General features: G+C 56.7%; 27 protein-coding genes. 7 read left to right on the top strand and 20 right to left on the bottom strand.

Annotation, left to right across the window (positions count from 1 at the left end; genetic code table 11):
• Nucleotides 1-102: 102 nt before the first annotated feature.
• The 6 genes from sspB to zapE form a co-directional block, all read right to left on the bottom strand.
• Complete coding sequence (sspB, locus tag SP68_RS02415) at nucleotides 103-597, bottom strand: ClpXP protease specificity-enhancing factor (protein WP_008806663.1); 495 nt, start codon at nucleotides 595-597, stop codon at nucleotides 103-105.
• A gap of 3 nt (nucleotides 598-600) precedes the next feature.
• Nucleotides 601-1,239, bottom strand: coding sequence for a stringent starvation protein SspA (gene sspA / locus SP68_RS02410; protein WP_002918467.1), 639 nt, complete (start codon nucleotides 1,237-1,239; stop codon nucleotides 601-603).
• Nucleotides 1,240-1,280: 41 nt separating this feature from the next.
• Nucleotides 1,281-1,493: a hypothetical protein gene (locus tag SP68_RS27660; RefSeq protein WP_136047529.1), complete on the bottom strand. Its 213-nt coding sequence runs from the start codon at nucleotides 1,491-1,493 to the stop codon at nucleotides 1,281-1,283.
• Between the two features lie 57 nt (nucleotides 1,494-1,550).
• Nucleotides 1,551-1,943: a 30S ribosomal protein S9 gene (gene rpsI, locus SP68_RS02405; RefSeq protein ID WP_000829815.1), complete on the bottom strand. Its 393-nt coding sequence runs from the start codon at nucleotides 1,941-1,943 to the stop codon at nucleotides 1,551-1,553.
• A 15-nt stretch (nucleotides 1,944-1,958) separates the two neighbouring features.
• Nucleotides 1,959-2,387: a 50S ribosomal protein L13 gene (gene rplM, locus SP68_RS02400; RefSeq protein ID WP_002918559.1), complete on the bottom strand. Its 429-nt coding sequence runs from the start codon at nucleotides 2,385-2,387 to the stop codon at nucleotides 1,959-1,961.
• 266 nt (nucleotides 2,388-2,653) lie between these two features.
• Nucleotides 2,654-3,784 (bottom strand): cell division protein ZapE, encoded by a 1,131-nt coding sequence (gene zapE, locus SP68_RS02395; protein ID WP_012540462.1) that lies wholly within the window; start codon nucleotides 3,782-3,784, stop codon nucleotides 2,654-2,656.
• Between the two features lie 190 nt (nucleotides 3,785-3,974).
• Between zapE and zapG the strand changes: the two genes are divergently transcribed.
• The 3 genes from zapG (at nucleotide 3,975) to degS (ending at nucleotide 7,060) form a co-directional block, all read left to right on the top strand.
• Nucleotides 3,975-4,373 (top strand): Z-ring associated protein ZapG, encoded by a 399-nt coding sequence (gene zapG, locus SP68_RS02390; RefSeq protein WP_012540461.1) that lies wholly within the window; start codon nucleotides 3,975-3,977, stop codon nucleotides 4,371-4,373.
• A 173-nt stretch (nucleotides 4,374-4,546) separates the two neighbouring features.
• Nucleotides 4,547-5,914: a serine endoprotease DegQ gene (gene degQ, locus SP68_RS02385; RefSeq protein ID WP_008806666.1), complete on the top strand. Its 1,368-nt coding sequence runs from the start codon at nucleotides 4,547-4,549 to the stop codon at nucleotides 5,912-5,914.
• Nucleotides 5,915-6,001: 87 nt separating this feature from the next.
• Complete coding sequence (gene degS / locus SP68_RS02380; protein WP_008806667.1) at nucleotides 6,002-7,060, top strand: outer membrane-stress sensor serine endopeptidase DegS; 1,059 nt, start codon at nucleotides 6,002-6,004, stop codon at nucleotides 7,058-7,060.
• A gap of 25 nt (nucleotides 7,061-7,085) precedes the next feature.
• Here the strand turns inward: degS and SP68_RS02375 are convergent, their stop codons facing one another.
• The 10 genes from SP68_RS02375 to mdh all read right to left on the bottom strand — a co-directional run bounded on the left by SP68_RS02375 (nucleotide 7,086) and on the right by mdh (nucleotide 16,726).
• Nucleotides 7,086-7,796, bottom strand: coding sequence for a hypothetical protein (locus tag SP68_RS02375; protein ID WP_008806668.1), 711 nt, complete (start codon nucleotides 7,794-7,796; stop codon nucleotides 7,086-7,088).
• Between the two features lie 59 nt (nucleotides 7,797-7,855).
• Nucleotides 7,856-9,157, bottom strand: a complete 1,302-nt coding sequence (locus tag SP68_RS02370) for an oxalacetate decarboxylase subunit beta (protein WP_040968904.1) — start codon at nucleotides 9,155-9,157, stop codon at nucleotides 7,856-7,858.
• 15 nt (nucleotides 9,158-9,172) lie between these two features.
• Nucleotides 9,173-10,942 carry a sodium-extruding oxaloacetate decarboxylase subunit alpha gene (gene oadA, locus SP68_RS02365; protein WP_040968905.1) on the bottom strand — a complete coding sequence of 590 codons (1,770 nt, stop codon included), beginning with the start codon at nucleotides 10,940-10,942 and terminating at the stop codon, nucleotides 9,173-9,175.
• Nucleotides 10,943-10,957: 15 nt separating this feature from the next.
• Nucleotides 10,958-11,203 carry an oxaloacetate decarboxylase subunit gamma gene (locus tag SP68_RS02360; RefSeq protein WP_032731325.1) on the bottom strand — a complete coding sequence of 82 codons (246 nt, stop codon included), beginning with the start codon at nucleotides 11,201-11,203 and terminating at the stop codon, nucleotides 10,958-10,960.
• A 142-nt stretch (nucleotides 11,204-11,345) separates the two neighbouring features.
• Nucleotides 11,346-11,963 carry a L(+)-tartrate dehydratase subunit beta gene (gene ttdB, locus SP68_RS02355; RefSeq protein WP_008806673.1) on the bottom strand — a complete coding sequence of 206 codons (618 nt, stop codon included), beginning with the start codon at nucleotides 11,961-11,963 and terminating at the stop codon, nucleotides 11,346-11,348.
• Nucleotides 11,963-12,862, bottom strand: a complete 900-nt coding sequence (ttdA, locus tag SP68_RS02350) for a L(+)-tartrate dehydratase subunit alpha (RefSeq protein ID WP_012540456.1) — start codon at nucleotides 12,860-12,862, stop codon at nucleotides 11,963-11,965. Before ttdA ends, ttdB begins: the two co-directional genes overlap by 1 nt.
• Nucleotides 12,863-12,894: 32 nt before the next feature.
• Nucleotides 12,895-14,163 carry an SLC13 family permease gene (locus tag SP68_RS02345; RefSeq protein ID WP_008806675.1) on the bottom strand — a complete coding sequence of 423 codons (1,269 nt, stop codon included), beginning with the start codon at nucleotides 14,161-14,163 and terminating at the stop codon, nucleotides 12,895-12,897.
• Nucleotides 14,164-14,374: 211 nt separating this feature from the next.
• The gene (locus SP68_RS02340; RefSeq protein ID WP_008806676.1) at nucleotides 14,375-15,040 is read right to left on the bottom strand and encodes a GntR family transcriptional regulator; all 666 of its coding nucleotides are present in this window, start codon (nucleotides 15,038-15,040) and stop codon (nucleotides 14,375-14,377) included.
• Nucleotides 15,027-15,656, bottom strand: coding sequence for a GntR family transcriptional regulator (locus SP68_RS02335; RefSeq protein WP_008806677.1), 630 nt, complete (start codon nucleotides 15,654-15,656; stop codon nucleotides 15,027-15,029). The genes SP68_RS02340 and SP68_RS02335 overlap by 14 nt, the downstream gene beginning before the upstream one ends.
• Nucleotides 15,657-15,787: 131 nt before the next feature.
• Nucleotides 15,788-16,726 (bottom strand): malate dehydrogenase, encoded by a 939-nt coding sequence (gene mdh, locus SP68_RS02330; protein ID WP_008806678.1) that lies wholly within the window; start codon nucleotides 16,724-16,726, stop codon nucleotides 15,788-15,790.
• 414 nt (nucleotides 16,727-17,140) lie between these two features.
• Here mdh and argR point away from each other — a divergent pair, with 414 nt between their 5' ends.
• From argR to yhcN-B, 3 genes are all read left to right on the top strand, one after another.
• On the top strand, nucleotides 17,141-17,611 hold the full coding sequence (gene argR, locus SP68_RS02325) for a transcriptional regulator ArgR (protein ID WP_002918625.1): 471 nt from the start codon (nucleotides 17,141-17,143) through the stop codon (nucleotides 17,609-17,611).
• A 372-nt stretch (nucleotides 17,612-17,983) separates the two neighbouring features.
• Nucleotides 17,984-18,247 (top strand): peroxide/acid stress response protein YhcN, encoded by a 264-nt coding sequence (yhcN, locus tag SP68_RS02320; protein ID WP_008806679.1) that lies wholly within the window; start codon nucleotides 17,984-17,986, stop codon nucleotides 18,245-18,247.
• Nucleotides 18,248-18,345: 98 nt separating this feature from the next.
• Nucleotides 18,346-18,612 (top strand): DUF1471 family stress response protein YhcN-B, encoded by a 267-nt coding sequence (gene yhcN-B, locus SP68_RS02315; protein ID WP_008806680.1) that lies wholly within the window; start codon nucleotides 18,346-18,348, stop codon nucleotides 18,610-18,612.
• Nucleotides 18,613-18,804: 192 nt separating this feature from the next.
• On the opposite strand, the gene SP68_RS02310 is transcribed toward yhcN-B, so the two are convergent.
• The 4 genes from SP68_RS02310 to aaeX form a co-directional block, all read right to left on the bottom strand.
• Nucleotides 18,805-19,080 (bottom strand): barstar family protein, encoded by a 276-nt coding sequence (locus SP68_RS02310; protein ID WP_008806681.1) that lies wholly within the window; start codon nucleotides 19,078-19,080, stop codon nucleotides 18,805-18,807.
• Between the two features lie 79 nt (nucleotides 19,081-19,159).
• Nucleotides 19,160-21,127 (bottom strand): p-hydroxybenzoic acid efflux pump subunit AaeB, encoded by a 1,968-nt coding sequence (gene aaeB / locus SP68_RS02305; RefSeq protein WP_008806682.1) that lies wholly within the window; start codon nucleotides 21,125-21,127, stop codon nucleotides 19,160-19,162.
• 5 nt (nucleotides 21,128-21,132) lie between these two features.
• Complete coding sequence (gene aaeA / locus SP68_RS02300; RefSeq protein ID WP_008806683.1) at nucleotides 21,133-22,065, bottom strand: p-hydroxybenzoic acid efflux pump subunit AaeA; 933 nt, start codon at nucleotides 22,063-22,065, stop codon at nucleotides 21,133-21,135.
• Nucleotides 22,066-22,072: 7 nt separating this feature from the next.
• Nucleotides 22,073-22,276, bottom strand: coding sequence for a p-hydroxybenzoic acid efflux pump operon protein AaeX (gene aaeX / locus SP68_RS02295; protein ID WP_002918640.1), 204 nt, complete (start codon nucleotides 22,274-22,276; stop codon nucleotides 22,073-22,075).
• Nucleotides 22,277-22,407: 131 nt separating this feature from the next.
• Between aaeX and aaeR the strand changes: the two genes are divergently transcribed.
• Entirely contained in the window at nucleotides 22,408-23,337 is a 930-nt protein-coding gene (aaeR, locus tag SP68_RS02290; protein ID WP_008806684.1) for an HTH-type transcriptional activator AaeR, read from the top strand.
• Nucleotides 23,338-23,364 lie beyond the last annotated feature (27 nt).

Genomic DNA, 23,364 nt, shown 5'->3' with positions numbered 1-23,364 from the left:
TAAGTGTGGCAATAACAGTACCAGCCGCAGGGGCGCGTCGTGTGTGGCGGGGTTAACAAAGCAGGCAGGAAAAAAAACAGGCCCCGGAGGGCCTGTCAGGCGTTACTTCACAACGCGGAGCGCCGGGCGACCACCGCGCGGCGGCGGCGTGTCGTCAGGATCGTCGTCGTGATTATCCGGCTTATCGCCATCGATCACCGACATCACCGTTTCGCTTTCACTCTCAGGCGCGACGTCATCATCGTTGAGGCTGCTGACATCTTCGTCATAGGCCGCTTCCGGTTCAAACATCGTGCCGGCGCCGTTCTCACGGGCATAGATGGCGAGTACCGCAGCCAGCGGAACAGACACGTTACGCGGCACGCCGCCAAAGCGCGCGTTAAAACGCACCTCGTCATTCGCCAGCTCCAGATTGCCGACCGCACGCGGGGCAATATTGAGAACGATTTGTCCGTCGCGCGCGTACTCCATCGGTACGAGCACGCCCGGCAGAGTGACATCCACCACCAGGTGCGGCGTCAGCTGGTTATCCAGCAGCCACTCATAAAACGCCCGTAACAGATACGGGCGACGCGGCGTCAGCTGTGATACATCCATTATTTAGCCCCGACCGAGGCGCATTTCACGCTCGGCTTCAGTTAAAGAAGCGAGGAAGGAATCACGCTCAAATACGCGAGTCATGTAGCCTTTGAGCTCTTTCGCGCCTGCGCCAACCAGTTCCACACCGAGAACCGGCAAACGCCACAGCAGCGGCGCCAGGTAGCAATCCACCAGGCTGAACTCGTCGCTCAGGAAGTAAGGTTTCTGGGTGAAGACCGGCGCGATGGCCAGCAGTTCTTCACGCAGCTGCTTACGCGCAGCATCAGCTTGCGCTGCGGTACCGCTCTGGATGGTGTTCATCAGCGAATACCAGTCCTTCTCGATACGTTGCATATACAGGCGGCTTTCTCCACGCGCCACCGGATAAACCGGCATTAACGGCGGATGCGGGAAACGCTCATCCAGATACTCCATAATGATGCGAGATTCCCACAGAGTGAGCTCACGATCCACCAGCGTCGGTACGCTTTGATTCGGGTTGAGGTCAATCAGATCCTGAGGTGGGTTGTCCTTCTCCACGTGCTCTATCTCAAAACTGACACCCTTCTCAGCCAGCACAATGCGGACCTGATGGCTATAGATGTCAGTAGGACCAGAAAACAGCGTCATTACCGAACGTTTGTTGGCAGCGACAGCCATGAAAACCTCCAGGTATATTCAGAATTTTGTACTGCTGCCAGTCACTCATGACCGGCCAGATGTAAAAACCCCAGTAGCGCGATGTCACCTTCGTTCACGAATAAAACAAAAAATGAACAATCACCAGCATTTGGGCAGAAAATTGGATGATAGTTTACCAGATTTTGAAGACGTTGTGGTGAGGGGATTCTGGAAATGCTGAAAAAGTGGCGAAAACCGGCGGCATGATTGTGGATAACAGCCGTTTTATCCATAAAAAAACCCGCCGGAGCGGGTTTTTTCGCAAATTGTTCTGCGTGAGCAGAAGACAATTAACGTTTGGAGAACTGCGGACGACGACGTGCTTTACGCAGACCGACTTTCTTACGTTCAACCTGACGAGCGTCACGAGTAACGAAGCCTGCTTTACGCAGTTCGCCACGCAGGGACTCATCGTACTCCATCAGAGCGCGGGTGATACCGTGACGGATCGCACCAGCCTGACCAGAGATACCACCACCTTTAACAGTGATGTACAGATCCAGTTTCTCAACCATGTCGACCAGTTCCAGCGGCTGACGAACTACCATGCGGGCAGTTTCGCGACCGAAGTACTGTTCCAGAGAACGCTGGTTGATAACGATTTTACCGTTGCCCGGTTTGATGAATACGCGAGCTGCGGAACTTTTGCGGCGACCAGTGCCGTAGTATTGATTTTCAGCCATTGCCTATAATCCCGATTAGATGTCAAGAACTTGCGGTTGCTGTGCCGCGTGGTTGTGCTCGTTACCCGCGTAAACTTTCAGTTTACGGTACATAGCACGACCCAGCGGGCCTTTTGGCAGCATGCCTTTAACCGCGATTTCAATCACACGCTCAGGACGGCGGGCAATCATCTCTTCAAAGGTCGCTTCTTTGATACCACCGATGTGGCCGGTGTGGTGGTAGTACATTTTGTCTTCGCGCTTGTTGCCGGTTACAGCAACTTTTTCTGCGTTCAGAACGATGATGTAATCACCGGTATCAACGTGCGGAGTGTATTCCGCTTTATGCTTACCGCGCAGGCGACGAGCCAGTTCAGTAGCCAGACGGCCCAGAGTTTTACCGGTCGCGTCAACAACATACCAGTCGCGTTTTACGGTTTCTGGTTTAGCTGTAAAAGTTTTCATTAAAAGCTTACCCAAATAATAAGTTACACGTTGGTGAACACCCAAACGTTTAGTCAGTTGAGGTTCACACGACATTGTCCAGCAAACCTACCCCTTCGAATAGCCTATGCCGGCGCATAGAAAGTTTCGGGAAAAAAACCTTCTCGTAACGTGGGGTCGCAAGATTATAGAGAAGTCGGGGTCAAAGATCGACCCCTTTATGAGATTTTTCAGGCAGGCCCCGGGGTGGCCTTCCGGCTCTCAATCCGTCGGGAAAAAGCGCCCTGTCAGGGCATATGCGGACGCTTGAGATACTCTTCGCTCTGCATCTCCTGCAGACGCGACAGACAGCGCTGGAACTCAAACTTCAGCCGCTCTCCCTGATAAATGTCGTACAGCGGCACCGCGGCGCTGACCACCAGCTTCACGTGGCGCTCATAGAACTCATCCACCAGGGCGATAAAGCGCCGCGCTTCGCTCTCCAGCTGCGCGGTCATCACCGGCACATCGAGCAGCATCACGGTGTGGAACAGACGGGAGAGGGCAATATAGTCATGCTGGCTACGGGCATCCACACACAGCGTGGCGAACGACGCCGCCAGCGTCTGGTTTTCGACGCCAAGCGTGGGCAGCTCACGGTGATTGATCTCCAGCGTCGGCCCGGCAGCAGCGCGCGGCGCCCCGGCCAGCGCCAGCCACAGTTTATCCATCTGTTCGCGGGTTTCGCTGTTCAGTGGCGACAGCCACAGGTGCGCCTGCGTCAGCGTACGCAGACGATAATCGATGCCGGCATCGACGTTCATAATATCGCAATGCTGCTTGATGGCGTCGATCGCCGGCAGAAAACGGGCCCGTTGCAGGCCATTGCGATAGAGCTCATCCGGCGGAATATTGGAAGTGGCGACCAGGGTGATGCCGCGGGCAAACAGGGCTTTCATCAACCCGCCTAACAGCATGGCATCGGTAATATCAGAGACGAAAAACTCGTCAAAACAGAGCACATCCGTTTCCGCCTTGAAACGGTCGGCGACAATCTCCAGCGGGTCGCTATGTCCCTGCAGGGTGGTCAGCTCTTCGTGCACGCGCAGCATGAAGCGATGGAAATGCAGGCGCTGCTTACGCTCGCCCGGCAGGCTCTGGTAAAACAGGTCCATCAGCCAGGTTTTTCCCCGCCCCACGCCGCCCCACATATACAGGCCGCGGACAGGCGCCGCCTCGGCAGCCGGTTCGCGCTTACCCAGCAGTTTGCCGAATTTCGCGCGCAAACCGCCGCCTGACGCGACGGGCGCGGGCTGAGTCTGCAGTTCCTGGTAAATGGTATCAAGGCGGCTCACCGCTTCTTGCTGGACGTCGTCGGGTTGATGGCTGCCCTCTTTCAGGGCTAAAAGGTAACGCGATGTTGGAGACAGGCTTTGCATGATCTAATTGTTATTCCTTGAAAACCGTAATGCCGAAGCTCACGATTGACGAAAAAAAGGCCGTTCTACACTACGCGATGATACGCCAGGATTCCACTTCTGTGGAATTAGCGGTTATAGTGGCACTATCGGGCGCAGGCGGAGAGCCTAAGAGCCACCCTACGGAACCACAAAACAACGGGAGATGTTCATGACCTGGGAATACGCGCTAATTGGGTTAGTCGTCGGTATCATTATTGGTGCCGTCGCCATGCGTTTCGGCAACCGCAAACTGCGCCAGCAGCAGGCGCTGCAGTTCGAACTGGAAAAGAATAAAGCCGAGCTTGAAGAATACCGTGAAGAGCTGGTCAGCCACTTCGCGCGCAGCGCCGAGTTGCTGGATAACATGGCGCATGACTATCGTCAGCTGTATCAGCATATGGCGAAAAGCTCTAACAACCTGCTGCCGGACTCTATGGCAGACGCCAACCCGTTCCGCAACCGTCTGGAAGAGTCTGAAGCCAGCAACGATCAGGCGCCGGTCCAGATGCCGCGCGACTACTCTGAAGGCGCATCCGGTTTACTGCGCGGTGGCGCAAAACGCGATTAACTGATCGCGTCTGATAAAATATCTCCGGGCGCGCCCACCGCGCCCGCTCCTTCCCCCACTTCCCGGCTACAATTTAAACCAGTACCCACATTGTTACCTGTGCAAAAATTCAATAACATCAGGTTATTCAGGACGTTTTTCCATACACCTCAGGTTACGAGAGCCAGCATCTAATGAAGAAACAGACTTTGCTGTTGAGTGCGTTAGCGTTAAGCATTGGGTTATCGTTGTCGGCCCTGCCTCCGGCAGCAGCATCCTTACCGACTCAGGTGCCCGGCCAGGGCGCGTTACCGAGCCTGGCGCCGATGCTGGAAAAGGTCCTGCCAGCGGTGGTCAGCGTGCAGGTGGAAGGCACCGCCTCGCCGACGCTCAATATGCCGGAAGAGCTGAAGAAATATTTTGGTGATAACGCCCCGCAGGAGCAGGCGCAGCCGTTTGAAGGGCTCGGCTCCGGCGTCATCATCGACGCAGCGAAAGGCTACGTGCTAACCAATAATCACGTCATCAATCAGGCGCAGAAGATCAGCGTCCAGCTGAACGATGGCCGTGAATTTGATGCCAAACTGGTCGGCAGCGATGAACAGAGCGATATCGCTCTGCTGCAGCTGATCAAGCCGGCGAACCTGACGCAAATCGCCATTGCTGACTCCGATAAACTCCGCGTCGGCGACTTCGCCGTCGCCGTCGGCAACCCGTTCGGCCTTGGCCAGACCGCCACCTCCGGCATTATCTCTGCCCTTGGCCGCAGCGGCCTGAACTTGGAAGGGCTGGAGAATTTCATCCAGACCGATGCCTCGATTAACCGCGGTAACTCCGGCGGCGCGCTGTTGAACCTCAACGGCGAGCTTATCGGGATCAACACCGCGATCCTGGCGCCGGGCGGCGGTAGCATCGGTATCGGCTTCGCCATTCCAAGCAACATGGCGAAAACCCTCGCCGACCAGCTCATTCAGTTTGGCGAAATCAAGCGCGGCCTGCTGGGCATTAAAGGCATGGAAATGAGCGCCGATATCGCCAAGGCGATGAATCTCGACGTTCAGCGCGGCGCCTTCGTCAGTGAAGTGTTACCAAACTCCGGTTCCGCCAAAGCAGGGATCAAATCCGGCGACGTCATTGTCAGTCTGAACGGCAAGCCGCTGAACAGTTTTGCCGAACTGCGCTCGCGCATCGCCACCACCGAACCGGGGACCAAGGTCAAACTTGGCCTGCTGCGCGACGGAAAACCGGTCGATGTCGAAGTGACGCTGGATAAGAGCACCTCCTCCACCGCCAGCGCCGAGCTGATTATCCCTGCCCTGCAGGGAGCCTCGTTCAGCGATGGTCAGATGAAGGACGGTACCAAAGGCGTGGTGATCGATAATGTCGATAAAGGCAGCGCCGCCGCCCAGGTCGGCCTGCATAAGGATGACATTATCATTGGCCTTAACCGGGAACGTATTCATTCGATTGCCGAACTGCGCAAAGTGCTTGAAGGCAAACCGCCGGTCATCGCCCTGAATGTGATCCGCGGCAACGAAAGCATCTATCTGCTGCTACGCTGATTGTCTTCCCGGACATCGCCGCCATGTGCGATGTCCGGACAACTCATGCTATGCTGCGTCTGACCATTCATTAACGATATTTGCATCATGCCTGGAAAGTTATTACGTTCGATACTCATCGGTTTGATTGTCGGGGGACTGCTGCTGGCCCTGATGCCATCGCTGCGCCAGTGGCAGCTGACGCCGACCACCCAAAACGATACGGCAGACGACTCCCCTGTGAGCTATAACGCCGCCGTACGCCGCGCGGCGCCCGCCGTGGTGAACGTCTATAACCGCGCCCTGAACAGCACCAGCCATAATCAGCTGACGCTTGGCTCCGGGGTGATCATGGATCAGCGCGGCTATATCCTGACCAACAAGCATGTTATCAATGATGCCGATCAGATCATTGTCGCACTGCAGGACGGCCGCGTCTTCGAAGCGCTGCTGGTCGGATCCGACACCCTGACTGACCTCGCCGTGCTGAAGATCAACGCCACCGGCGGGCTGCCGGTGATCCCGATCAACCCGAAACGCACGCCGCATATTGGCGATGTCGTCCTGGCGATTGGCAACCCCTATAACCTGGGGCAGACCATCACTCAGGGGATCATCAGCGCCACAGGGCGCATTGGCCTCAACCCGACCGGCCGCCAGAACTTCCTGCAAACTGACGCCTCGATTAACCACGGTAACTCGGGTGGGGCCCTGGTGAACTCCCTCGGCGAGCTGATGGGGATTAACACCCTCTCCTTTGACAAAAGCAATGACGGCGAAACGCCGGAAGGCATTGGCTTTGCGATCCCGTTCCAGTTAGCGACCAAAATTATGGATAAGCTGATCCGGGATGGCCGGGTGATCCGCGGCTATATCGGCATTAGCGGCCGGGAGATCGCCCCGCTGCACGCGCAGGGCGGCGGGATCGATCAGATCCAGGGGATCGTGGTTAACGATGTGGCGCCTGATGGCCCCGCAGCACAAGCCGGGATCCGCGCCAACGACGTGATCATCTCCGTGAATGACAAACCTGCAGTTTCTGCACTGGAGACGATGGATCAGGTGGCCGAGATCCGCCCGGGATCGGAAATTCCGGTAGTCATCATGCGTGATGATAAGAAAATTACGCTCCATATCGCCGTTCAGGAATACCCGGCCACCAACTAAACGGCTCCCCGTTTGGGGAGCCACGTTAATCGCTAAATACCGGACCGGCCGGGAATCTGACCAGAAACCCGGTCACCGCCAGCAGCGATCTCAGCCCGGGCCAGACTATCTGTCGCTCGCGAAGCTCATCATCCAGCGTCAGTAGCGCAAATTCCCCCTTCTCACCCAGCACGCCACCCTGCCAGAGCAGGCGCTGCGCCTGCTGCCGCGCCCAGGGCGACTCACTCTTCCAGGCCAGCAAATGCAGCAGCGCCTGCTGCAGACAGACGCTGTGAGAATGGTTATCCCGCCGCAGCCGCCGGTAAACGGGCAGGGACACGCTGCGCACAGTATAAAATCCACTGCCCGCCTCTTCATCGCCTTCAGGAATAGCGCGGGCGAACTGCCCCGCCACGTCGCACAGCCGGTTGTGCGTCAGCGGAAGTTGCCGGGCGCTGAGCGCCCCGGCCGCCATGCACAGCAGACCGCTGCGCTGCAGCGAGGGCGTCGCAGAGCGCACGACCGCCGCCGGTAAGGCGATCACCGCCCGTGTCGCCTCGTCAGCGTTATGGTCAGCGCCGGCCTCATAACAGCTGGCCAGCAGCGCTTCACCAGGCGTGGCGTTCAGCGGGGGCGAAAGCAGGTTCAGCGCCGGCTGCAGTTGTGCAAGTTCATCGCCTGACGCCAGCATGGCGTCAACCACCGCCTCCCGTGTTGATGTCCGGTTTTCCGGACAGCATGCTATGGCTTCATTCATCACCGTCTCCTTATGAGAAATCTCCGCGGCCGGTATGCCAGCCGCGGGAACAGGCTGGCCTACATCGCCAGCACGTACTTGAGCATCACCCCGGCGGCGATCGCCGAGCCGATCACCCCGGCCACATTCGGGCCCATGGCGTGCATCAGCAGGAAGTTCTGCCCGTCCGCTTCCAGACCCACTTTGTTCGACACCCGCGCCGCCATCGGCACCGCCGACACCCCCGCCGAGCCGATCAGCGGGTTGATTTTGTGCCGGCTGAACACGTTCATCAGCTTCGCCATCAGCACCCCGGCCGCGGTGCCCACGCAGAAGGCGATCACCCCCAGCACCAGGATCCCCAGCGTCTGCGGCTGCAGGAACTTGTCCGCCACCAGCTTGGCCCCCACCGACAGTCCGAGGAAGATGGTCACGATGTTGATCAGCGCGTTCTGCACCGTATCGCTCAGCCGCTCCACCACGCCGCTCTCGCGCATCAGGTTGCCGAAGCAGAACATCCCCAGCAGCGGCGCGGCGTCCGGCAGCAGGAGCGCCACCAGCAGTAACAGCACCGCCGGGAACAGGATCTTCTCCCGCTTACTCACCGTGCGCAGCTGCACCATGCGGATCTTCCGCTCCTTATCCGTGGTCAGCGCCTTCATGATCGGCGGCTGGATCAGCGGCACCAGCGCCATATAGGAGTACGCCGCCACCGCGATGGCCCCCAGCAGCTCCGGCGCCAGCTTGCCCGACAGGTAAATCGCCGTCGGGCCGTCGGCGCCGCCGATGATGCCGATGGCCGCCGCCTGCGGCAGGGTGAAGCTGATGATGCCGAAGTAGTTCAGCGTCAGCGCCCCGAGGACGGTGGCGAAGATCCCGAACTGCGCCGCCGCCCCCAGCAGCAGGGTGCGCGGGTTGGCCAGCAGCGGGCCGAAATCGGTCATTGCCCCAACGCCCATAAAGATGACCAGCGGCGCAATGCCTGAGCCAATCGCCACCTTATAGAAGATGGCCAGCACCCCGGCGGAGTAGCCCATGTCCACCGCGAGGCTCTCCATCTGCCCCTGCACCGACGGCAGGGCCAGCGCCAGCGCCTCCTTAATGGCGTGGACGTCCGGCGTGCAGTGGAGCTTCGCGGCAATCACCGCCAGCTGCGCCGGGTCGTGGTGGGCCAGCAGGCTCTCCAGGGCGGTGAGCGCCAGCCCGGCCTCCGGGATATTGGAGAGCAGGCCGCCGAAGCCAATCGGCAGCAGCAGTAACGGCTCGAACTTCTTCGCAATCGCCAGCCACAGCAGCAGCAGGCTGACCAGCAGCATCACCGCCTGGCCGGCCCCCAGGTGCATCAGCCCCATGCCCTGAATCAGGGCGTTCAGACTTTCCATTTCCGCTCCTCGTCCTTACGCCAGCTGCAGCAGAGTGTCGCCGACCGCCACCGCGTCGCCGGCTTTCACCGCGATACCGCGCACGGTCCCGGCCTGCGCGGCGCGGATTTCGGTCTCCATCTTCATGGCTTCCAGAATCAGCAGCACCTCGCCTTCGGCCACCGTCTGGCCTTCCGCGGCCAGCACCTTCCAGATAGTGCCCGCCAGCGGGGCGGTCACCGGGGTGCCGGCGCCAGCCGGGGCCGGGGCGGCAGCAGGCGCAGCGGCCACCGGCGCGGCGCTGAGCTGGCTGACGTCGCCGCCGTCGCTGACTTTGACCACAAAGGCTTTGCCTTCCACTTCGACGGTGTAGACGCCGGAGGCGGCTGGTTTTTCTGCTTTTGCCAGCGGCTGCGCGGCTTCCACCTGCGGCACGGGCTCAAAGGCCGCCGGGTTGTGGCGGTTTTCGAGGAACTTCAGGCCGGGCTGCGGGAACAGGGCCACGGTGAGCACGTCGTCGATGGCGTTTTCGGCAAGGGTGATGCCTTTCTCCTGCGCCTGGCGTCTGACGTCGGCTTCCAGCTGCGCCAGCTCCGGCTTCAGCAGGTCGGCCGGGCGGCAGGTCACCGGGTCAGCGCCGTCAAGCACCCGCGCCTGCAGGGCGGCGTTCACCGGCGCCGGGGTGCGGCCGTACTCACCCTTCAGGATACCGGCGGTCTCCTTCGCGATGGTTTTGTAGCGCTCGCCGGTCAGGACGTTGAGCACCGCCTGGGTGCCGACAATCTGCGAGGTCGGGGTGACCAGCGGGATGAAGCCGAGGTCCTCGCGCACGCGGGGGATTTCCGCCAGCACCAGGTCGAGTTTGTCCGCGGCATTCTGCTGCTTCAGCTGGCTTTCGAGGTTGGTGAGCATCCCGCCCGGGACCTGGGCGACGAGGATACGGCTGTCGGTGCCCTTCAGCTGGCCTTCGAAGGCGTGGTACTTCTTACGCACCTCGCGGAAGTACGCGGCGATGCTCTCCAGCTTGTGGATATCCAGCCCGGTGTCATATTGCGTGCCGGCGAGGGTGGCGACCAGCGCCTCGGTGGCCGGGTGGCCGTAGGTGGCGCTCATGGACGAAATCGCCGTATCCACGCCGTCGACCCCGGCTTCAATGGCCTTCAGCAGCGCCATCTCCGCCATCCCGGTGGTGGCATGGCAGTGCAGGTGCAGGGTGACGTCGTAGCGCTTCTTGATTTCGCTGACCAGCTCAAAGGCGGCCCCCGGCGTCAGAATGCCGGACATGTCCTTGATGGCGACGGAGTCAACGCCGGTCTCCAGCAGCTGTTCGGTGAGGTCGAGCCAGGTCTGCAGGGTGTGCGCCGGGCTGGTGGTGTACGAAAGCGTACCCTGGGCGTGGGCGCCGTGGCGGCGGACCGCCTGCAGGGCGGCCTGCATGTTGCGCGGGTCGTTCATGGCGTCGAAGACGCGGAAGACGTCCATGCCGTTTTTGACGGCGCGCTCCACGAAGCGCTCCACCACGTCATCGGCGTAGTGGCGGTAGCCGAGCAGGTTCTGGCCGCGGAGCAGCATCTGCAGCGGGGTCTTCGGCATCGCCTTTTTCAGCTCGCGCAGGCGGACCCACGGGTCCTCGCCGAGGAAGCGGATGCAGGCGTCAAAGGTGGCGCCGCCCCAGCACTCCAGCGAGCGGTAGCCGACGTCATCCAACTGAGCGGCGATGGGGAGCATATCGTCGAGACGCAGACGGGTGGCGAACAGGGACTGGTGGGCGTCGCGCAGGACGACATCGGTAATGGCAACGGTCATAAATTCCTCCGTGAATTAAGGGTGAAGACGGCGATGGTGGTGAATGGCGGCGACAATCGCCGGCTTTAAGCGGGCGAAGTCGTCGGCGGGCGCGGCCGGGGCCGGTTTGGGGGCGGCAGGCGGCTCGGGAAACAGGCGGTTGACGGCGAGGGACATTCCCCGGATGGCAAAGATGAGCAGCAGCAGGAACACCAGCACAAAGCCCATGCCGAGAAACATCAGGGTGAAGCCTTCGCCTAACAGGACGGCATTGTTAGTCATAAAATAGCCTTTGGGAGGGGGCGCAATAATGGCTAACAGCAGACCGCGTTAGCCGAGTGGATTTCCCCGGACCGCCTGGTCAGAAGCCTCTGTTTAGCAGTCAGCTGCCGCTGCCATTACTGCGCTATATATTCAATCGGGGTTATTTAATGAAGCTCACATGTTTGCAGATTTCATCGGCGACAATGTCTTTGCGCTGATTAAAGATCACTTTATTCTGCTCAAACAGGTTATTGCCGTGGGTATCGATTGAGACAATTAACGGCCCGAACTCTTTCACCCGACATACCCATAAGGTTTCCGGCATCCCTAAATCACGCCACTGCGCATCTTCGATTTCTTCCACGCAGACCGCGGCGACGACCGCGCAGCCGGCCGGGAACACGCAGTGCAAGGCTTTATGCTCGGCGCAACCCTCTTCAGTTCCCTTCCCCATACCGCCTTTACCAACGATTAATTTCACGCCAGTCCTGGCAATAAACTCTTTTTCAAATTTCTCCATGCGCATACTGGTGGTCGGCCCAACGGAGACCATTTCAAATTTATCTTCCGAACCTTTAATCGGTCGCACAATCGGCCCGGCATGCAATATCGCGCCACCGGCAACATTGACCGGTAATTCACGCCCGCCCTCAATTAAGCGACGATGAGCCACATCGCGACAGGTCACAATATGGCCGTTGAGATAAATGATATCGCCCGCTTTAATATCAGCTAAATCTTCATCTTTAATGGGCGTAGTGAGTATTTTTTTAGCCATCAGAATGCCACTCCTGTGTGAGACGTAATGGTGTAGTTCAGGTCTTTATCGAAAACGATATGTCCTTTGCGGTGCGACCAGCAGCCGACGTTGACCGCCACGCCAATGGTGGAAGGATGGCGTGCGGTATTTTCGATATTGACGCCCATCACGGAGGTATTGCCGGACATCCCCTGCGGGCCCAGACCGATTTTGTTGATGCCGTCTTCGAGCATTTTTTCCAGCGATGCCGCCCGTTCGTTATCATTGTGCGAGCCAATCGGGCGCATCAGCGCTTTCTTCGACAGCAGCGCCGCGGTTTCCACCGACGTTGCCACCCCAACGCCAACCAGCAATGGTGGACAGGCGTTCAGGCCATAGCTGGTCATCACATCCAGCACAAAGCGGGTCACCCCTTCATAGCCAGCGCCAGGCATTAACACCATCGCTTTACCCGGCAGCGAGCAGCCGCCGCCAGCCATATAGGTGTAGATGCTGCACTGATCGGAATCCGGGACGATCTCCCAGAAAACGGTGGGTGTCCCTTTGCCAACGTTTTTGCCGGTGTTGTATTCATCAAAGGTCTCGACGCTGTTATGACGCAGCGGGGAGTCGACGGTGGCTTTGATCACCGATTCGCGCAGCAGCGCTTCCAGTTCGCCGATCAGCGGAAAGTTGGCGCCGCACTCCACCAGAAACTGGATCACGCCGGTATCCTGGCAGGAGGGACGATCCAGCTCTTTCGCCAGACGCTGGTTTTCAATCATGGTGGTAAAGATGACGTCCGCCAGCTGGCTGGTCTCTTTCTTATGCAACTCTTTTAGTTTTGCCGTGACGTCATCAGGCAATACTTTGCCGGTATATCCCACAAATCTGGCCATGATGTCGGTCATGCGGGATATCTGTTCGCTTTTGCTCATAAAGGCTCCTTAGTCAGAACAGCGTCCGTAAGTTACGGATGAAAAGGGAAAAGGATTGGCAGCAGGATCAGGCTGACAATGGTGGAAACGATAATCAGAGGGATGCCGGATTTGGCGTAATCGACGAACTTATAGCCCCCGGCCGACAGCACCATCATATTGGCGGGCATCCCGATCGGCGTCGCATAGGCGCAGGAGCTTCCAATCACCGTCGCCATCAGCACCGCACGCGGATCGGCGCCCATACCGGCGGCAATCGACAGGCTCACCGGCACCAACAGCGCGACGGTGGCGGTATTGGACATAAAGTTGGTCATCACCACGGAGAGGGCAAAGACCACCACCAGCAGCATGAACGGCGAGGAGTTGTTGCCCAGCAGACCGATAACCTGGTCAGCCACCAGCTTGCCCGCCCCGGTCATTTCCAGCGCCTTTGCCAGCGCCAGGGTGCCGCCGAAAATAAAAATAGTCTGTGAATCAATAGCTTTGTAAGCTTGCTTTTCCGTCAGCACCCCGGTAACCACCAGCACCAGGGCACCGATACAGCCGGCCACCGCCAGGCTAATGCCGGTCTGTTTTTCGAAAATCATGCCGAGGATCGTGGCGATCAACACCACCAGGGACAGGATCTGCTTCCAGCGTGGAACGTGGCTGTAATCCCGCTGTTCGCCGACGCTGCCCACTTCCCCGCTGTTTGGATTATTGGGCAAAAACTTATAGCCGATGGTCAGGAAATAGAGGATGCCGCAGACCAGCATCGGTAGACCCACTTTCGCATACTCAAAGAAACCGAAGCCGCTGCCGATGTTCTGTAAGGCCGATTGCGCGATCAGGTTGCCCGGGGCGCCAATCAGCGACAGGTTGCCGCCCAACGCGGCAGCAAACACCAGCGGCATCAGCAGACGCGAGCGGGAAAACCCCGATTTGGCGGCCACGCCAATGACGACCGGGATCAGCACCGCCGCCGTACCGGTGTTGGAAAGAAAGCCCGACATCACGCCGACCACCACCATGATGGTGAAAATCAGCTGTTTTTCGGTTTTGGCGAAGTGAGTGATCACCCCGCCGACTTTATTGGCCATCCCGGTTTCAAATAACGCCCCGCCGACGACGAACATGGCGACAAAAAGAATGACATTGCTGTCGATAAAACCGGCAAAGGCCTGCTTCAGATCCAATACGCCAGTGACCACTAACGCCACACAAACCACCATGGAAGTCACTGCCAGCGGCACTTTCTCCCAGACGAACATGACGATAGCGAACACCAGCAAACATAGGGTGATGGTAATCGGTTCCATACTTATAATTCTTCCTATCAATGATATATGATATTGTATCCAATATTGACGAGGGAGAAATTATTCCCATGCAAAAAGTAAGTCAATGCGTTTTTGTGGAATGATCGCGCAATGAGATCTACATCAAGATCCTGCGCAGATCGTCACGTTGAGGAATTAATAACGTTGATAAATATAACAAACGCCAGCTATTCGCTGGCGATCGATCCGGTCAGGGAGCAGGATCGGGCAGGTAACGCGTGAGCATATTCTCCATCGAGCGGATGATATGCTCATGCATTCGCTGACGGGCCAGCGCTTCGTTATGCTGCTCAAGCGCTTGTAAGATCGCTTTATGTTCACGGAGGGAAATGACGGCGTACTCTTCTTCGGTCACCTTGTGCCCCATCGACAGTCCGTTCCACATGTTGCAGAGCAGCATCTTCATTTTTTCATTTCCCGCCGCGTTCCAGATCTCCATGTGGAAGGCCTGGTTCAGGTCGGAATATTCAGCAGAATTATTGTCTGCCAGCGCCTTCTCTGCGGCATAGTGAACCTGAGCGATGCGTGAAATATCGGTCCCTGGACGAGAAGCTTTCGCCACCGCTTCACTTTCCAGTACAGCGCGAATTTCGTAATGCTCGCGGATAGTCTGCTCATTAATCCCCAGCACCACCGCACCTTTATTCGGCCGCACTTGAATCAGACCATCGGCGGCTAAAATCTGAAACGCTTCACGTACCGGCATGCTGGAAACGCCAACCATTTTGGCAATCCCTTCAAGGGTAATTTCCTGCCCTTCCACTAAATCCCGCGAAAGGATCGCTTTACGCAAAACCGCCGCCACCTGCTCCTTCGCGGAAAGAAGCTTAATTTTCCCTAATTTAGGCTTCTGCACTTTCCCAATCCTTCATATGTTGACGCATTATCTCCGCAAGCATAAGGAAATAACGCTGTGTTGCCTGAGCAATTTTTTCGCCTTCGCCATGGCCAATGGCGCTCGCCAGTTCGTTCAGGATCTGCGCCGACTCCTGGCCATCCTCTTTCAGGTACAGAATGACATAGGAAATATAACCGTCCAAAAATTGCTGATACGCCTTTGCCAGATAGCGGTTATCAAGATAGGAAATCAGCAACTGATGAAACGCCAGTTCACCGGCATTATCGCCAGCACGCGCCAGCTCCTGCGCGCGCGCGCGAAGTAATTCCCCCTGATTTGCCGGCACGAGGGCAAACAGTTCAGCAGCCATCACCGCGATAACGCGAAAAATATGGCTCACATCCTCGACGGCCAGCGTGGAGACCTGCATATGTCGGTTAGGCAAGCGCACCAGAAATCCTTCCTGTTCAAGGGACTGTAGCGCTTCCCTAACCGGCATACGTGAAAGTCCCAATTGTTCCGCGATGTTCTCCTGAGTCAGTTCCTCCCCGGGTTTCATGGCGCCGGAGAGGATCTGATAACGAATCATCTGCGCGATTTGGTCCCGGGTCTGTTTTCTTTCGATCTTTTTCACGCTGTCCTCATGGCTGGTGGCTTAAAACGCGGGGGATTTTAGCAGATTTGCCCGACCGCTGGCGCATGGAGGCGAAAAGTGAGGCAATAAAAAGCCGGAACAACGGTTCCGGCTTTTTTGCACGTGCGAGGTTACTTGTTGACGAAGTCTTCGCCGAGCGCGATATCTTTCTTCAGGGTGTCCAGCATGCCTTCCAGCGCCTGCTGCTCAAAGGCGCTGAGTTTGCCGATAGACTGTCGCTCTTCCACGCCGTTTTTTCCCAGCAGCAGCGGCTGGGAGAAGAAACGCGCATAGTGGCCGTCGCCTTCCACGTAGGCGCACTCCACCACACCTTTCTCTCCCTGCATCGCGCGAACCAGAGAGAGACCAAAGCGCGCAGCCGCCTGACCCATCGACAACGTCGCCGACCCACCGCCCGCTTTCGCTTCCACGACTTCGGTACCGGCATTTTGAATGCGTTTAGTCAGATCGGCCACTTCCTGATCGCTGAAGCTGACGCCCGGGATCTGCGACAATAATGGCAGAATGGTGACGCCGGAGTGACCACCAATGACCGGGACTTCCACCTCGGTTGCCGATTTACCTTTCAGCTCAGCGACAAAGGTATTGGAGCGGATAATGTCCAGCGTGGTGACGCCGAACAGCTTGTTTTTATCGTACACGCCGGCTTTTTTCAGCACTTCGGCGGCGATAGCCACGGTGGTATTCACCGGGTTGGTGATAACACCGATGCAGGCCTGTGGGCAGGTTTTGGCAATCTGCTGCACCAGGTTCTTAACGATGCCGGCATTCACATTAAACAGGTCGGAACGATCCATGCCGGGCTTACGCGCTACGCCCGCGGAGATCAGCACCACATCAGCGCCTTCCAGCGCCGGGGTAGCATCTTCACCGGAAAATCCTTTAATTTTTACATCTGTGGGGATATGACTTAGATCTACCGCCACGCCCGGCGTAACCGGAGCGATGTCGTACAACGAGAGCTCTGAACCTGAAGGCAGTTGGGTCTTAAGTAGTAGGGCAAGCGCCTGGCCGATACCACCGGCGGCGCCAAGGACTGCAACTTTCATCCTAAACTCCTTATTATGGTTAATTTAGTCTTTCGTTATTCCGTCGCCTGGACCTTAATTCACAAGATGAACAATTACAATGATTATGGCTGAAGAATGCATTATTGTGCGTAGCAATAGAACAGCGGCGCACTTTATGCTTCCTGACTGACCATCCAGCAAAGCGAAGTACCGGATCGACTGTTGGTTACAATACACCCAGCCAGTTGCGCAAAACAACACCAACTCAATAACATTTCATTTACTTTTACATGGCTTTAAGCGTTGTGATGTGAACATGTTCCTTATATGGTTTTTTTGCTAAAATATGCCCCCTTCATAACATTATTGACCTATCCCGTTGCGGATTATTTGCATAAAAATTCACGGTTATGCATAATGATGTTGTTTTTACCACCATAATCTGGGTGACTTATGCGAAGTTCGGCAAAACAAGAAGAACTGGTTAAAGCGTTTAAAGCGCTGCTTAAAGAAGAGAAATTCAGCTCGCAGGGAGAGATCGTCCAGGCGCTGCAGGAAGAAGGCTTCGAGAATATCAACCAATCGAAGGTCTCCCGCATGCTCACCAAATTTGGCGCGGTTCGTACCCGTAACGCCAAAATGGAAATGGTCTATTGCCTGCCTGCTGAGCTTGGCGTGCCGACCACCTCCAGCCCGCTGAAAAATCTGGTGCTGGATATCGACTATAACGATGCCGTCGTGGTGATTCACACCAGCCCCGGCGCGGCGCAGCTGATTGCCCGTCTTCTCGACTCGCTGGGCAAGGCGGAAGGTATTCTCGGCAGCATCGCCGGGGATGACACCATCTTCACCACCCCTGCGCGCGGCTTTACGGTGAAAGATCTGCACGACGCCATCCTGGTCCTGTTCGAACAGGAACTCTGAGTATTCCCCTCTGGCAATCGTCAGAGGGCGACTCCCCTTTCTTTCTCTCTCACGCCCCTCAATCCAACAATTATTTAACATTTTGTGTGATTTAACGCGTCTATACGTTCTTTTACTTAAGGGAAACGCCTAAAACGCACAAAAGATCAAATTCGCATACCTTTATGATTTTATTAGAAATAAATCTTATCACTGCGGATAAGTTGTCATTTTTAATTCTTATAGGTTATAAAAAGCGCAATTCATTGTAACTATTAACGCGCAAAACAATTAGCATGGTATTAATATTTTTTGTGATTAGTGTATACTTGGTTTTGTGATGAGGGTCACGAAACAAAGACCTCAACAAAAAGATTCGACGAGGTGAACATCATGAAAATCAAAACCACTGTAGCAGCACTCAGCATCCTGTCCGTCGTGTCGTTTGGCGCTTTTGCCGCTGACGTTATCAACAGCGAGCAAGCCCAGGGCCGCGAGGCCATTGGCACAGTTTCCGTCGGCGCGGTAGCCTCTTCCCCGATGGATATGCATGAAATGCTGAACAAGAAAGCGCAGGAAGAAGGGGCTTCTTCTTATCGCATTATCGAAGCCCGCACTGGCGACCACTGGCATGCCACCGCTGAGCTTTATAAATAAGTTGTAGTTCGTCAACGACTAACCCGACACAGATTCTCTACCGCGGCCTGGGCGCATACATCCCCCGCCGCGGCAAAACAAAGACTGGAGTAAAGATTATGAAACGCGCAATGATCATCGCATCCCTTGGCCTGGCTTCCGTTCTCTCTTTCGGCGCAAGCGCGGCCGTTCAGCAAGTTAACGCTGAACAAGCACAAAACCTGCAGTCCATGGGCACCATCTCCGTATCCCAGGTAGGTAGTGCGCCAATGGACATGCGTCAGGAGCTGGCCGCTAAAGCCGAGAAAGAAGGCGCCAGCAGCTACCGTATTATTGAAGCACGTACCGGCGATAGCTGGCACGCCACCGCTGAGCTGTACAAATAAACCCTCGTCGTCTTATTTCGACGACTTGCCCCCGCCTGCCGGGGCTTTTTTTTGCTTCATCGCCGGCCCCGTCCGGAACAGCGATGTCTCAATGCGCTCCCCTGGTTCAGAAACACGTCCGTCACGGTCGGCGAGGCGCGCAACCTCTGGAGGGAAGCCTTCACCAATATTCAACAGATTAGAAATGAACGTTTAGCCATGCCGGGCGTTAAAGCGCAACTCCCCCTCCAGCTCCTCTTCTGCTTCATCAAATAATAAAATCAGCGCGCCGAAGCGCCGACGCTGCTTGTCGTTTAAATGAATAAACTCAATATCCAGCGGCAATGGCAGCAGCCCACCAGTCACCGCGTCCCACAGTGAATCCAGGTTGTTGACCTTATCCTGAGCCAGCTCAAAGGTTCGGGAAAACTCCCGGTAGAAATCCTGTTGTTCGGCGATTTCGTCAAAATCAAACGTATAGGTGGTCATGGCAGCCCCTCCCGCTTCTCTTCCTGTCGCCGTTAAGTATAGCGATAAAAAAACCGACGCCTGGGCGTCGGTTTAGGGGTTAACTGCTGGTCAGCACATGCTGGTACTTGTGCAACATCTCAACCAGCCGCCGCACGGGCTCGGTCACCTGCGGCGAAGCCTCCCAGACCCGCAACTTCTCCTGATAGACATCAAGCTCAGCCAGCAGCTGGGTAAAGTAGCGCCGACGCTTATCATCACTCCCGGCGGAGATCACATGATCTGCGGTACGTCGCAGCTGTCGATGGAAGGCCGACAGATCGTCGTTCACCGGCACGGGCGCATCACGCAGGCGCTGATGGGCAATAATCAACGTCAATGCCAGACGGAAGCGGGCGACATCGCCGGGGAACTTATTGAGCAATAAAAACAACTGCTGATAGAGCGCGGGCAGATGGTTCTCTTTACGACGCGCCGAGTTCGTTGTCAGCGAAGAGACCGCCGCAGAGACAAACTGATTCAACAGCACCCGACCGGTTCTGGCCCGAGAATTATCCCTGACAATGAGAATGACCATCAGGGCAAGGAAACAGCCGACGATCTGCCCCAGCGCACTGTCAAGGAACTGACTGAACTGAAACTGCATCGGGTTATCCAGCACCAGAATGTTAATGGTGCTCGCCAGCGCTCCCAGCGATCCGAGACGCCTTTTCTGCACTTCGATACCGATAAAGAACGCCATCGCCGCCAGGCTGATGCAAAGCAGCAGCATGCTCTGCTGCGTCGCCGGCATGATCACCAGGAAGTACAGGGTACCCAGCGGTAACGCCGCCAGGGTGCCATAAAGGAAGTCCATCGCCACCATTCGGGGGTTAGGCAGGCGCATCGCCAGCGCGGTAACGACGGCAATCATCACCATCGCGCCGCTGCCTGAGGTCCAGCCTGTCCACAACCAGAACAGCGTCCCGAGGATACAGGAGACGGAGGTACGCCAGAAGTTCACCATCGCATGGTGGCGCTCAGCAGATTCCACTTTGACCACCGCTTCGCCGCGCAGCACACTATCTTCAATGCGACTGATTTTGGTGTTACCCACCACGCCACGCTTAAGCAATAAGTAGCGCGTAGCGGCACCCACCCAGCTGTAGATGGTGACGGGCGTATTATGCTCGCCTTTCCAGGTCAGAAAACGGCGCATACGCTTCAGCTGCTGGTGGACGTCCTGCACTGTCTCCACCGGCTCGGCGAACAGCTCACGGTAGTCATCCGTCACCATTTCCGGGCGCGAGTTCTGAATCAGGTAGGTCTCGCAAGCCTGGGTGATAAGCGTTAATGAAAGGGTATTGATCGCCTTCAGGCGCTGATTCGCCTTCGCCCAGCGAGAGGATTCCATGATCAGATTACTGCGCATACCTTCCAGCGCCGTGGTGCGACGCACCAGCGCGCCCCACGCCTGATCCACTTCCTCTTTTTCACCGTGGGCGACGCATAACTGCATCAGCTTATATTGCGCAATCAGCAGGTTATCCAGCTCAAGGTCGATCTCTTTTTTAATCGAACGTGGAGAGAACAGCAGGTCGGCGACGATAGCGCTGACAATACCGATGACAATTTCGCTACAGCGTTCGACAGCAAACTGCGGCGCCAGCATCGGATTGGTATGGATGGTGATAATGATAATCAGCGCAGTGTACCCGGCCAGTCCCCAGGCATAGGAGTTCTCGACCTTAACCAGCGACGAAATCCAGGTACAAAACCCGGCCCACAGGCAGCAAACCAGCATCATCAGCAGAGGCGCACGGATCATCAGGATGATGATAATCAGCGCCGCAATACAGCCAATAAAGGTCCCGGCAATTCGCAACATCCCACGATAGCGGATTGCGCCCGAGTAAGGTTCGCCGCCGGCAGCAAAGGCCGGCCCGGCGGCGACGATCGCTGCCGTCAGTACTGCCCAGCGCGGTGTTTCGAGCTGAAAATGGAAACCGACGAACAGCGCCAGCACCACCGCGCATGCAAGCTTAATGGCAAAGCGGAGATGCCGGGGAGCAATGGTATATGTCCCCATAGCGATTAACCGAATTCGCGCAGGCGCATAGCCAGTTTCTGGAAGAAGTTGGCCCGGCTGGTATCGCGGTCTTCTTTACCGGTGATCACCACCGTCGCCGTGGTGCCCGATGGCCACAGATTGCCCTGCTGCTGGTCGAGGCGAATACGCACCGGCACACGCTGCGCCAGACGCACCCACTCAAGGTTGGAGTCGACCGAGGCCATCCCTTTCGAGTCGCTGCTGCTGCTGGCGTTGGTCACCCCTGCAGCGATACTGTCCACTGTCCCTTTAATGGTTTTGCTGCTGCCAAGTGGGGTAATCTCCGCCCGGTAGCCAGGGCGGACGCCTTCCAGCTTGGTCTCTTCCAGATAAGCCATGACGTAAAACGTATTCTCTTTCACTAGCGCCACCGCCGTGGAGCCACGGGTAATAAACTCCCCGGTATAGACGTTAAGGTTGGTCACCCAGCCATCCGCGGGGGCGCGAATTTCTGTGCGCTCGAGGTCCAGCCTGGCCAGATCGCGGCTGGCTACCGCTTTCGCCAACTGATGCTCAACGGTTTGCAGCACGTTGTTCGCCTGGTCTATCTCTTCCCGCGACATCGCCTGTATGCCCAGCTTATTACGCCGACCCGCTTCAACGCGCTTCTCCTGCGCTAAGGTCTGGTAGTAAGCGACATCGGCTTCCGCCTCCGCCAGCGCTTTTTGGTAACGAGGTTGGTCAATAACGAACAATACCTGGTCTTTCTTAACCAGTTGGTTATCCTTGACGTTTACCTGGGAAATCAGCCCGGAGACGTCAGGGGCAATCGCCACAATGTCAGCGCTAAAGCGCGCATCCCGCGTCCACGGCGAAGCGGTGTAATAGACCCAGGCGCGGAAAATCGCCACGAAAGCCAAAATGACCAGTATCACGGTAATAGCGGTACGGAGGATATTTCTTGTTAGTGTTTTCACATCAACCTCAAACGAACAAGCGCGATATCAAATAAAAAAGGCAGCAATATAGCGCCGTATTAAACAGTGCAGGGTGCCAGACAAAATCGTAAATGCCGGTCGGAACCAGCAGTCGATGCACCAGCCAAAAGATGGCCAGCGACAAAAGCAACTCGAAGAAGATCGGCGGAAACGATAAGCCGAAAATCACGATGACAGGAAACAGACTCATGATGACCTTGAATAAGAAGCGTACAGGTAGTGAGCAGATGCGTTTATTATGTAGCTAACAATATATTAACGTAACGATTGCCGCATTATCTACAATGTGTGATCTAAATCACTTTTAAGCCAGAGTGAATAATGGAACGATTAAAACGCATGTCCGTTTTCGCCAAAGTGGTCGAATTAGGTTCATTCACCGCGGCGGCCCGCCAGCTTCAGATGAGCGTTTCTTCGATCAGTCAGACCGTCGCCAAACTGGAAGATGAGCTGCAGGTAAAGCTGCTCAACCGCAGCACCCGCAGCCTTGGCTTAACTGAAGCAGGTAAAATCTATTACCAGGGCTGCCGTAGGATGCTGTTTGAAGCGCAGGATGTCCATGAGCAATTATACGCATTTAATAACACCCCCATCGGGACGCTGCGCATCGGTTGCTCTTCAACTATGGCACAAAATGTTCTGGCGCGCATAACGGCGGAAATGCTGAAAGAATACCCCGGACTCTCCGTCAATCTGGTCACTGGCATACCAGCCCCTGACCTGATCGCCGACGGCCTTGACGTGGTGATCCGCGTGGGGGCCCTGCAGGATTCCAGCCTTTTTTCCCGCCGCCTGGGCTCAATGCCGATGGTATTATGCGCCGCCAAAAGCTATCTGGCGCAGGCAGGCAATCCGGAGAAACCGGCCGACCTCGCCAGCCATTCATGGCTCGAATATAGCGTACGTCCGGATAACGAATTTGAAATTATCGCCCCGGAAGGGATCTCAACCCGCCTGATCCCGCAGGGGCGCTTTGTGACCAACGATCCCATGACGCTGATACGCTGGCTGACAGCCGGGGTGGGTATCGCTTATGTACCATTGATGTGGGCGATCGAAGAGATCAACCGCGGCGAGCTTGAGATCCTGCTGCCCAGCTATCAGTCCGATCCACGGCCGGTCTACGCGCTGTATACGGAAAAGGATAAACTGCCGCTGAAAGTGCAGGTCTGTATCAACTATCTGACAGAGTATTTTGTCGACGTGGCGAAGATCTATCAAGGCATGCACGGGCGCGGGATCGCCCGGTGAAGCGGTTCCCGGCAGCGCCGGGAACCT

The sequence above is a fragment of the Klebsiella variicola genome (assembly GCF_000828055.2).
In the GTDB taxonomy this organism is placed as follows: Bacteria; Pseudomonadota; Gammaproteobacteria; order Enterobacterales; family Enterobacteriaceae; genus Klebsiella; species Klebsiella variicola.
This window is presented reverse-complemented; position numbering and strand designations above follow the sequence as displayed.

Excerpts from the sequence above, each read along its gene's own strand:
- sspB (WP_008806663.1), bottom strand. The coding sequence starts at position 597 with ATGGATGTATCACAGCTGACGCCGCGTCGCCCGTATCTGTTACGGGCG.
- sspA (WP_002918467.1), bottom strand. The coding sequence starts at position 1,239 with ATGGCTGTCGCTGCCAACAAACGTTCGGTAATGACGCTGTTTTCTGGT.
- SP68_RS27660 (WP_136047529.1), bottom strand. The coding sequence starts at position 1,493 with ATGGATAAAACGGCTGTTATCCACAATCATGCCGCCGGTTTTCGCCAC.
- rpsI (WP_000829815.1), bottom strand. The coding sequence starts at position 1,943 with ATGGCTGAAAATCAATACTACGGCACTGGTCGCCGCAAAAGTTCCGCA.
- rplM (WP_002918559.1), bottom strand. The coding sequence starts at position 2,387 with ATGAAAACTTTTACAGCTAAACCAGAAACCGTAAAACGCGACTGGTAT.
- zapE (WP_012540462.1), bottom strand. The coding sequence starts at position 3,784 with ATGCAAAGCCTGTCTCCAACATCGCGTTACCTTTTAGCCCTGAAAGAG.
- zapG (WP_012540461.1), top strand. The coding sequence starts at position 3,975 with ATGACCTGGGAATACGCGCTAATTGGGTTAGTCGTCGGTATCATTATT.
- degQ (WP_008806666.1), top strand. The coding sequence starts at position 4,547 with ATGAAGAAACAGACTTTGCTGTTGAGTGCGTTAGCGTTAAGCATTGGG.
- degS (WP_008806667.1), top strand. The coding sequence starts at position 6,002 with ATGCCTGGAAAGTTATTACGTTCGATACTCATCGGTTTGATTGTCGGG.
- SP68_RS02375 (WP_008806668.1), bottom strand. The coding sequence starts at position 7,796 with ATGAATGAAGCCATAGCATGCTGTCCGGAAAACCGGACATCAACACGG.
- SP68_RS02370 (WP_040968904.1), bottom strand. The coding sequence starts at position 9,157 with ATGGAAAGTCTGAACGCCCTGATTCAGGGCATGGGGCTGATGCACCTG.
- oadA (WP_040968905.1), bottom strand. The coding sequence starts at position 10,942 with ATGACCGTTGCCATTACCGATGTCGTCCTGCGCGACGCCCACCAGTCC.
- SP68_RS02360 (WP_032731325.1), bottom strand. The coding sequence starts at position 11,203 with ATGACTAACAATGCCGTCCTGTTAGGCGAAGGCTTCACCCTGATGTTT.
- ttdB (WP_008806673.1), bottom strand. The coding sequence starts at position 11,963 with ATGGCTAAAAAAATACTCACTACGCCCATTAAAGATGAAGATTTAGCT.
- ttdA (WP_012540456.1), bottom strand. The coding sequence starts at position 12,862 with ATGAGCAAAAGCGAACAGATATCCCGCATGACCGACATCATGGCCAGA.
- SP68_RS02345 (WP_008806675.1), bottom strand. The coding sequence starts at position 14,163 with ATGGAACCGATTACCATCACCCTATGTTTGCTGGTGTTCGCTATCGTC.
- mdh (WP_008806678.1), bottom strand. The coding sequence starts at position 16,726 with ATGAAAGTTGCAGTCCTTGGCGCCGCCGGTGGTATCGGCCAGGCGCTT.
- argR (WP_002918625.1), top strand. The coding sequence starts at position 17,141 with ATGCGAAGTTCGGCAAAACAAGAAGAACTGGTTAAAGCGTTTAAAGCG.
- yhcN (WP_008806679.1), top strand. The coding sequence starts at position 17,984 with ATGAAAATCAAAACCACTGTAGCAGCACTCAGCATCCTGTCCGTCGTG.
- yhcN-B (WP_008806680.1), top strand. The coding sequence starts at position 18,346 with ATGAAACGCGCAATGATCATCGCATCCCTTGGCCTGGCTTCCGTTCTC.
- SP68_RS02310 (WP_008806681.1), bottom strand. The coding sequence starts at position 19,080 with ATGACCACCTATACGTTTGATTTTGACGAAATCGCCGAACAACAGGAT.
- aaeB (WP_008806682.1), bottom strand. The coding sequence starts at position 21,127 with ATGGGGACATATACCATTGCTCCCCGGCATCTCCGCTTTGCCATTAAG.
- aaeX (WP_002918640.1), bottom strand. The coding sequence starts at position 22,276 with ATGAGTCTGTTTCCTGTCATCGTGATTTTCGGCTTATCGTTTCCGCCG.
- aaeR (WP_008806684.1), top strand. The coding sequence starts at position 22,408 with ATGGAACGATTAAAACGCATGTCCGTTTTCGCCAAAGTGGTCGAATTA.